The sequence below is a fragment of the candidate division KSB1 bacterium genome, assembly GCA_034505495.1.
GTDB lineage: Bacteria > Zhuqueibacterota > Zhuqueibacteria > Residuimicrobiales > Krinioviventaceae > Fontimicrobium_A.
Genome location: JAPDQV010000003.1, coordinates 163,649 through 173,198 on the forward strand (window position 1 = coordinate 163,649; position 9,550 = coordinate 173,198).

The 9,550-nt window shown below is 55.4% G+C and carries 5 protein-coding genes; all 5 read left to right on the top strand.

Going from position 1 to position 9,550, the window contains the following annotated elements; genetic code table 11:
* Window positions 1-3,752: S8 family serine peptidase (locus ONB24_02690; GenBank protein MDZ7315010.1), on the top strand; the 3,752-nt coding region annotated here is incomplete at its 5' end.
* A complete protein-coding gene (coaE, locus tag ONB24_02695) occupies window positions 3,749-4,354 on the top strand; it encodes a dephospho-CoA kinase (protein MDZ7315011.1) in 606 nt (201 codons plus the stop codon). The genes ONB24_02690 and coaE, both read left to right, overlap by 4 nt.
* A gap of 8 nt (window positions 4,355-4,362) precedes the next feature.
* Complete coding sequence (locus tag ONB24_02700) at window positions 4,363-6,747, top strand: DNA internalization-related competence protein ComEC/Rec2 (GenBank protein MDZ7315012.1); 2,385 nt, start codon at window positions 4,363-4,365, stop codon at window positions 6,745-6,747.
* A gap of 81 nt (window positions 6,748-6,828) precedes the next feature.
* Window positions 6,829-8,388, top strand: coding sequence for a hypothetical protein (locus ONB24_02705; GenBank protein ID MDZ7315013.1), 1,560 nt, complete (start codon window positions 6,829-6,831; stop codon window positions 8,386-8,388).
* An 8-nt stretch (window positions 8,389-8,396) separates the two neighbouring features.
* Window positions 8,397-9,550: FG-GAP-like repeat-containing protein (locus ONB24_02710; GenBank protein ID MDZ7315014.1), on the top strand; the 1,154-nt coding region annotated here is incomplete at its 3' end.

Here is a 9,550-nt window from a genome sequence, read left to right on the forward strand (position 1 = left end):
TTCATGCGGCTCAAGCATGGGACCTCCAGCGCGGCAGCAGCTCCGTGGTTGTCGGCGTCATCGACACCGGCATAGATTACCGCCATCCGGATCTACAGGAGAGTCTCTGGTTCAATTCGGCGGAAAAACCCAACGGCCGCGACGATGACGGCAATGGTTTTGTCGATGATCTCTACGGCTGGGACTTTACCGATGCGCCGAATTATCCTGACGGCGGAGATTACCTGCTGCGCGACAATGATCCCATGGACGAGCACGGCCACGGTACGGCCGTTGCGGGTTTGATTGCCGCGCGTACAGACAACGGTATCGGGATTGCCGGATTGGCGCACGGTTGCCGCGTCATGAACCTGCGCGCTTTTACGGCTTCCGGATATGGCGAGGAAGATGATGTCGCTGCGGCCATCCTTTATGCGACGGCGAACGGCGCCCAAGTCATCAACATGAGCTTCGGAGATGTATTTGTGTCGCGTTTGATGGAAGATATTGTGCGCTATGCAGCCGCCCAGGGCGTGATCCTAGTTGCCTCCGCCGGTAATTCAGCGACCAACGAGATTCATTATCCCTCAGGCTTTGCAGAAACGATTTCCGTGGCTGCAACGGATGAAAACGATCAGCCCGCCTCTTTTTCGAATCACGGCGGCACCATCGATCTCTCGGCTCCGGGCAGCTCAATTATCAGCACTTCTTTGAGGGGCGGCTATGCCAAATGGAACGGAACTTCCTTTTCGGCACCTTTTGTATCAGCCGCGGCGGCGCTGCTGCTGTCGCAGCGGCCCAATCTCTCGGCGGATGCCGTGCGCGCCGTGCTGGTCAATTCCGCCGATGACCTCGGAACGCCCGGATGGGACGACCGTTTCGGCGCCGGACGATTGAACGTTTACCGCGCGCTGACCCTGCCGGACGGCGCAATCGCGCAGATTCTTTTTCCGGTATTGGATGCGGGACTGGCGCACGGGCCGATTGACATTATCGGCTCGGCGTGGACGCCTCTCTTTGTCGGTTATCGCTTGGAATTCGGATACGGAACGTCTCCTAAGAGTTGGACGATCCTCGCCGAAGGCCGAGAGCCCGTGATCGAAGGGTTACTCGGCCGTTGGGAAAAGCTGCCCGAACAGGAGGGTGAGATTTCCCTTCGTCTGATGGTCAAGGACCGGCGCAATCGAGAGACGACGGCACAAACGCGACTGTTCATCGATCACAGCGCGCCGCAGATCAGTTCCGTCACCGTGCTGCCCATGCTGGATGCCGATCGACGCGCCGTGCTGATTCAGTATGAAACCGACGACCTCTGCGAAGGGTCTTTATTTTACCGAATCCGTGGGGAAAACGAATTTCACGAGCTGCCTCTGACCTACCGCACACGCACCCTGCGTCGATTGCTCAATCAGGAGAAGGTCGAGGGCGAGATCGAATTTAAAGTTGCCGCGCGCAACGGCGCCGGTCTGGTCTCGATCGACGACAATCAGGGACTCTATTATCGCGCTGATCTTTCTCTACCCCCCGTAGACGCAGGCTTGTTGACGCAAAAGGGCATTGTCCTGCCTTTCGGTCGACTCTTGGGCAAAAGCAGCGATTTCGATGCGGACGGTCGACCTGAGGTAATTCTATCCGTCGGCGAGTCGGGCGCCGTCGGTCCGATCAAGCTTTTTGAGTGGGACGGGACTGCAATGCAGGAGGTCTTTGCCGCGGCCTTGCCTCTCATTCCGCGCGACGTCGGCGATGCGGACGGCGACGGAGTGCCGGAACTGCTGGCAGGCTACGGCGTCGACAGCTATCTGTTTGCCGGATCCGGCGTCGGCGATTTTCCTTCTCAGCTCAAGGCAATCTGGCGGGGCGACGGGGTTCGTCAGTATTGGGCAGGCCGTATTGCTGATACGGACCGCGACGGCCGTGCAGAGATCATCATGCGCGTCGTGCAGACGAGCGGTGAATCCTTTGATCGCTGGGAAGTGCATGAAAGGAATATGCGCGGCGAATTCGAAACAGCAGCCGTACTTGCCAATCCGACCAAAGGAGAAAATTTCAACGGTGTGCCGCACTGCGAGATTGCCGATTTTGACGGCGACGGCCGCTTGGAAATTTTGCTCGGCGACAGTGACGGCGACGTCTATATTTACGAAAATCGGGGAGACAATACTTTTATTACCGAATGGCAGGATCGTCTGCCTTTGCTCGATGCTGTCGACTATCTCGCGGTCGGCGATTTCGACGGCGACGGCATCAGTGATTTTGCAGCCGGTTGCCATTCGGATCCGAATCTCAATACCGAACACGACTATGATGCGCGGCATTGGTGCGTCCGCGTTTATCTCCATGAGGGCGACAATCGCTACCACGCGGCAGCGGAGCAGCGTATTTTCGGATTCGCCTCACCCCGCAACTATCTCAGCAGCCTCTCGGCCGGTGATCTCGACGGCGACGGCAAAGATGAGCTTTTCGTGACCGCTTTTCCCGACTTTTACATTTTTCGCTATCAGGATAATGAGCTGCAGCCGGTTTACCATCATCTGAACGCGCAGAATGCCGCCGTGCTGTCGGAGGACCTCGATGGTGACGGCCGCAAAGAGCTTTTGCTCGGCGACGGCAGCGAATTGCAGGCAATGATTATGGCTGACGAGGGAGCAGCCCCAGCAGTGCCGGCCGGTCTGTCGGCGCGGCCGCTGGATGAGCATCGCGTCCGCTTGTCCTGGCGCGCAGTGGAAGGTGCGGATTCTTATCGCCTCTATAAGGGCCGCCGGCAGGACAACTTGACTTTAGCGGCGGAGACAGTGCAGACCATCTATTTCGATGAGGATGTCAAAGAAGATTCGCTCTACTATTATGCGGTCCAAGCCGTGGATCTGCAAAAGCAGCCCCCGCACAGTCGCCTGTCCAACACGGTTACCGCACAACCCGGCGTGCGCCCGCAATTGATTTCGGCCGTGTATGAGGCCGCTGCGGCAGTTCGTCTGACTTTTTCCAAAGCCATGGGCGTCTCGGCCAAGGATGCGGTAAACTATCGGCTGAACAGGGGGAGCAGACCGAGCTCGGCAGCAGAAGCCGCAGGCGGCAAAGAGTGGGTCCTTTCTTTTTCTGTCCCTTTGGCCGAAGGTCAATCCCTCATCGAATGCATCGGACTCGCCGACCGCAATGGTGTGCCTATGGATTCGATGAAAAGCTCGGCCGAGTTTTGGGTGCCGGCGCCGACGATTTATCCTTTTCTGCAGCAGGCCGATTTTTCTAATGACGGCATTCGTTTGATATTCAACACGGAAATGATGATCGAATCGCTGAACGATACGGCTCATTATCGCATCAATGGAAAACGCCCCGCGGAGGTGCAGGCGCTTTCCAAACGGGAGTGTATCGTGACTCCGTTGCAACAGCCGGCGGCGGGAGACACTCTGCGGATGACGGTGCGCAACCTGCGCGCTGAAAACGGCAGAACGATTCATCTCGGCCGCGGAGATTCGATTGTGCTTATCGTTCCCAAACAGGATCAGACATCGCGGGGGATCTCTGTTTTCCCCAATCCTTGTCCGGCGACGGCGGAAACCGCTTTCGTCACCTTTGTCGGTTTGTCGGCAGGGGAACAGTTGGTTATTATGACCTCGGAAGGGCACAGGGTGAAGACGCTACGGCAGTCAGAGGCAACCCATTCGCTGAGGTGGGATTTGACCAACGATAAAGGCGAGCGGGTAGCTCCGGGAGTCTATTTGTTTCGCAGCTCCGAGCGTCATCGGTTCGGCAAAGTGGCGATTGTGCGATGAACAAGCCTGTCGTCGGATTAACCGGAACGCTCGGCAGCGGGAAAAGCTTGGCCGCCCAGATGATGCGGGATCGCGGCGCCTGCATCGTGGATATGGATCAAGTCGGCAAATGGGTGGTCGATCATGATCCTATAGTTCGCACAGAGCTGCAACGTGTTTTCGGAGCCGACATCTTTGATGCAGAAGGCCGACTCCGCCGCAGCGAGCTGGCGCAGATTGTTTTCAACGATACTGAAGCATTGGCGCGGCTGAATGCGGCCGTGCATCCTGCCATGGTCAGCCGTGCGGTACAGGAAGTGGAGAAAGCCAAGGGCTTGGGCTGTCGTTGTGTGGTGGTCGATGCTGCGCTTTTATTCGAGTTGGGGTTTGAACGTTATTGCGATTTGACGGTTTTTGTCGATGCACCCCTTCAAGTCTGCCTTGAGCGGGCGGTTCGTTTCAAAGGCTTTAGTCGGGAGCAGGCGTTAGCCCGCATTTCCGCGCAATGGCCGGCGGAACGGAAACGCGCCATGGCCGATCGAGTGCTCGACAACAGCGGCTCCTCGGCAGATTTGGAACGTCAGGTCGATGAATTGATGGATTATATCTGTAAGAACTTCTGATTGTCAACATGAGGGGGGTTCAGAATAGACCAGCGGTCATGGCGGCGCTGAGTCTTTTACTCGGCATGATCGCCGCTAACCGCTTTTGTATACCGACTGCGGCAGCTTGGGGTATTGCCGTCGGCTGCTTTTTCTCCTTACTCTTTGCATACTTTCGGCAAAAGAAACGATGTTTCTGGGCTCTCGGCGTTTTCGCGCTTGGCTCGTTAGGGGTGATTTTGGTCAACCGCCAACACCGATTGCCGTCCTCGTTCGATATAAGTTCCTACGCCGATATTCCACGACTTACGGCATTGGAGGGCGTTGTCTGCTCATTGCCGGAAGAAATCGAAAGCGGCGCAACAGCCATCGTCCAGGTGGACAGCGTATGGATCGACGGCGTCGGTCATTCCGCCTGCGGCCGCTGCCTGGTGCGCTGGTTCTACAGACCGGAGGACCTGCGTTATGGGGACCGCATCGTTGCCCGAGGCAAGTTAAGATTACCCCCCGGCGAGAGGAATCCGGGAGATTTTGATTACCGCCGCTATTTGGCGGCGCAGAAAATCTCAGCGCTTTTTTATGTCGTCTCTCCAAGCGACTTTTTGCGGCTGAGGCGCGGAGAAGGCAACCCTTTTATGCGCTTAATAGTGTCGCCGGTGCAGCGATTTGCCGTCGGATTGATCGATCGTGAGATCGGCGGTCGAGAGGGAGCTTTGCTCAAAGGGCTGCTCTTGGGATTACGGCGAGACATCGATGTCGAGGTTCATGAAGCGTTTGCCGATCTCGGCGTCATCCATGTCCTGGCGGTTTCGGGACTGCACGTCGGATTCGTTGCGGCGCTGCTGATCGGCTTGTTCGGACTCTTTCGCCTGAGAGAGCCTTGGCGGAGTCTTGCGGCATTGGCCGGATTATTTTTTTATGCTGCGCTCACCGGCTTCAAGCCGCCCGTCTTTCGTGCGACGATCATGGCGGCAATTTATTTGACCGGCAGATTGCTGCAAAGAAAAGCCGATCTGTTTAATACCTTGGCCGTCGCAGCAATTATTATTCTGCTCATTGAACCCCTGCAGCTTTTTGAGATCGGCTTTCAATTGAGTTTTGCAGCTGTCCTGGGCATCGGTTTCTTTTACGGCGAGTTAATGCGTCCCTTTGAAAAAAGTATGCGTCGCCTTCAGGAGCAGGGGAGAAGCCTGGTGCGTGCTGCCTTCTCACTGCTCATGGTGTCCGTGTCAGCGCAGATCGCCACGCTGCCGCTGACAATCGCTTATTTCAATCGTATTCCTCTTTATTCTCTGCCCGCAAATCTTCTCGTCGTGCCCACGGTGCAGCTTATCGTCATCTGGGAATTCCTCATGCTGCTTATCGCACCCTTTACGGCGGGGGCCGCTTCCTGTCTTGCCAACCTGCTTTGGCTGGGCTTGAAACTGCTGATTCAACTAGTGCAGTGGGCTGCCGACTTGCCCTACGCTTCTCTTACAGCCGGTTCTTCTTCGGCACCCTATTTTCTCTTGGTCTTGTGCTGCTTTTCTATTTTTTATGCGTGGAGCGGGCGCCGCTGGAGATTTGCAGTAATAGGAGCGGCTCTTGTCGCTTTGAATCTGATCGTTTGGCGTGCCGCAATGGCCCCGCCGCACGGCCTACTCTTGACGTTTCTGGACGTTGGTCAGGGTGACGCAATCCTTCTACAGTTTCCCAACGGCAAGACCATGCTGGTGGATTGCGGCGATCGCACGGAAACCTTTGATGCCGGAAGATCGATTGTCGTACCCTATCTTCGCCGTCAGGGCGTCCATAAACTGCACACGCTGGTGCTGACGCATCCCCACGCCGATCACATTGCCGGAGCCGAGTATCTGTTGCGGCATCTTTCGGTTGGACGCGTCGTTTGGAACAATGTGCCGTCCCTTGACCCCTCTGCAGCGGTTATCGACAGTCTTTTGCAGGCGCTCAAGCTGCCGATCAAACGCCTAAGCGCCGGCGACACGCTGCTGCTGGATGAGGAGGCGGTTGTAATGGTCATGCATCCGCCGCTCCGCAGCGCCGAAGCACCCGTCCAAAATATCAACAACGAATCGATTGTCCTTAAATGCGTCGCTTTCGGCTTTTCGGTTCTTTTGACCGGCGATGCGGAGATCCCCGCCGAGACGGAGATGATCCAATGCTATGGGCCGCTTTTGACTGCCGAAATTCTCAAACTCGGTCATCACGGCAGCGTTACGGCAAGCGGCAAAGAGTTTCGCCGTCTCGTGGCCGCTAAAACCTCGATCGTCTCTGTGGGCAGAGGAAACCGTTTCGGCCTGCCGTCCAGAAAGCTCATGAAGGAGATCAGCCGCGAAAGTCAACTCGTCCGCATGGACGAGAACGGCGCCGTCCAATTTCTCATTCGACCTGAGGGAATTTCTCGCCTGCGCTGACTCGGACTTGGAGCCGCTTGCATCTTGGCGATTCTATCGCTATATTGCCGCAGGCATAACCGAGGAGCATGCGGCATTATCATGAAACTTGCGGGATACAAAAAGATCAGGCTGTTGTCTGCCGGATCGCACTGGTCGCATTTTGAGGCGGTCGATGCCGCCCTGGGCGCCCGCGTATGGTTGTTGGTCTTTAAACTCCCCGCCGAAGATGAGATACTTTCGGCTCTGAAATCGATCGTACGCGAGGCCGCGATCCTGAACCATCCGAATATTCTTACTCCTCTGGATGCAAAACGAATCGACGATGCTCTGGTTTTGGTCTATCCCGTTTTTGCGGGAGAGTCTCTGCAGAGTTTGATTCTGCGCGGTGTTCCTATCGTCGAACGGCGCGTAACTGCGGTTCTAAAACAGGCGGCTGCCGCGCTGCAGTTTGCCCGTATCCGCGGCTTTGCTCATGGGCTGCTTTCGCCGGAGCAAGTTTTCTTGTCCAACACCAGCGATGAGGTTAAGGTGTTCGGCTTCGGCTTGGGGCGTTTTTTGCGCTCAATCGTCCAGTCCATTGACTCCGACAAAACCCTGCCTCCCGTATGCGAAATCGACGACGCCTTTGCTTTGGGTGCATTGGCTTATCAAATGCTTATCGGCAAAATTATCCCCGATCTATCGCCTGAAAAGGCGGCATTTTTGCGGCCGCCGAAGGAGATCAATCCCAAGCTTTCTCAGCCGCTTTCCGATCTCGTTTGCTCATTGATGGACACCGAGGAACATCGTCGGGCGCCGATCAGCCGAGTCGTCGATTTATTGCTGCCTCAGCCCCAGGAGGAAGAACTGGACAAAGCACCTGAAAAAGGGGCGGCGGCATTTCTTACTGAACGATTTGAAAAGCTGAAAAAATATCTGCATATGCGTGGTTCACGCGGAAGATGGGCGGTGATCGTAACCGTTTTGTCTTTGACTATGGTTACCATTCTCACATCCGTTTTGATGCGCTATGCCTCCGGCGGCCTCAAAGGAGCGAATCGCGAGGAATATTTTAAATTTATTCAAGAGGCTGCGGAACCGAATCTTGCTTCCACTGAAAACGAAAAGGAAAAGGAAAATGTGAATCAGGGTGCTCAGCAGACGACTCGTTTACCGGTTGATCCGTTAAAAATCGACGAATCTCCGCTCGAAAAAAGGATAGAAAGAAACAGTGCGGTTTTCGTTTTTCCTCGTCCTCCATTCGCTGACCGTATTCGAATTGACAATGGCGAACTGCAGCCCTTGCCGGCGTCCCTCGAAATTCCTTTCGGTACGCATCGCATTGCCTTTTATGATTCTGAGTTTGGCCCGGTATGGGAAACTATAAGAGCGTTTGACCCCCAATCGGAGAGAACGGTCAGTTTTTCACCGCAGGAGATCGGAATGGGCGAATTGGCGGTGGTGTTGAAAGATGCTGAAAAATACGGCTATGTCTATGTGACCATCGACGGGGAAAGGCAGATAACCACTCCCTGTCGAGTGCAACTTTCCGCAGGCAGGCATCATGTCTGTATTTATAAGCAAAACATCAAAGTCTCTCCGGCAGATACTATTGTGTTGATTACGCCGTTGAAACGGGCAACCATTCCGGCAACGATTATTGAGGATACCGGTCAATAGAAGGGATTATGCATCCGGCGGCTTCACAAAGACTTTTTTCCTTTTTGGGATTTCTTTTCTTCTTTTCTGTTATCGGCTCAGCACAAGAACTTGCGATTGTCGAAACGGTCCCGCGTCCCAACCAGGTCGATGTTTCCGCATTTTCCGACATTCTTCTAAGGTTCAATCGACCGGTTTCTGCAGATTGGCTCAATGAAGGCACCCTCCAAGTCATCGGCGAAAAGTCCGGCGCCGTCGTTGGGACGCTGTCGATTCAGCCTGACGGTCTTGGAGCCGTCTATACTCCGCAGCGGCCGTTTCTCCCCGGCGATCGTGTCGCCGTCATTTTGGTGAAACAGCCTGGACGACCGGAAACACTATTGAAGCAAGGCTACATTTGGGAGTTTTACATCAAACCGGAACGAGGGAGTAGGGAGTTTAAATCGATTCAGACGCAAATCGGCTTGACCCTAACTTCACTCGCGGCTGCAGATTTCAATCAGGACGGCCGCATCGACATTGCGGTTACCGGCCGCAAGGGTACGGCGGATTGGTTAATACTTCTCTATTTTCGCGACGGCCGTTGGGTGAAAGGCGATTCGCTTCTTTTGCCTCATCGGGTAAGACCGCTCTCGGCCGCTGATCTCAACCGCGACGGCACACCCGATCTGGTGCTGGTGCATCGAGGAAGAACCCGCTATTCTCTGCCGCCGCGAATCAGCACGGTCCTTGTCGATCGCGGCCGTCTGGTGCTCGGTCAAACAATCGATCTGCTTTATGCTCAGCTCGGCTATGCCGAGCCGCGCGGCGTCGCCGTTCACGACTATAACAACGACGGCTGGCTGGACATTGCCGTCGCGATCCGCAACGACGATCAGCGCAGCGGCCTGGTTTATCCGAACGACGGCACCGGTCGATTCCCTACGCAGCGTCCGCCCGTCGTTTCCTTCAGCAAAGAAAAATTCGCCGAAAGTATTTTCTGTGCCGACCTTAATCGCAGCGGGTTTATCGATATCGGGTTTGGATATTCTCTAAATCCTGCCAAAGTTGAACTCCATCTTAATGACGGCGCTCTTAACTTGAAGCCCTGGCGCGTGCTTGACAATCTGAGTGCGGACCTGGAGCTGGGGGCGGCGGCAGATCTGACCGGCGACGGCAACGCGGATGTGGTTTTGGGTGATTT

Excerpts from the sequence above, each read along its gene's own strand:
- ONB24_02700 (MDZ7315012.1), top strand. The coding sequence starts at position 4,363 with ATGAGGGGGGTTCAGAATAGACCAGCGGTCATGGCGGCGCTGAGTCTT.
- coaE (MDZ7315011.1), top strand. The coding sequence starts at position 3,749 with ATGAACAAGCCTGTCGTCGGATTAACCGGAACGCTCGGCAGCGGGAAA.
- ONB24_02705 (MDZ7315013.1), top strand. The coding sequence starts at position 6,829 with ATGAAACTTGCGGGATACAAAAAGATCAGGCTGTTGTCTGCCGGATCG.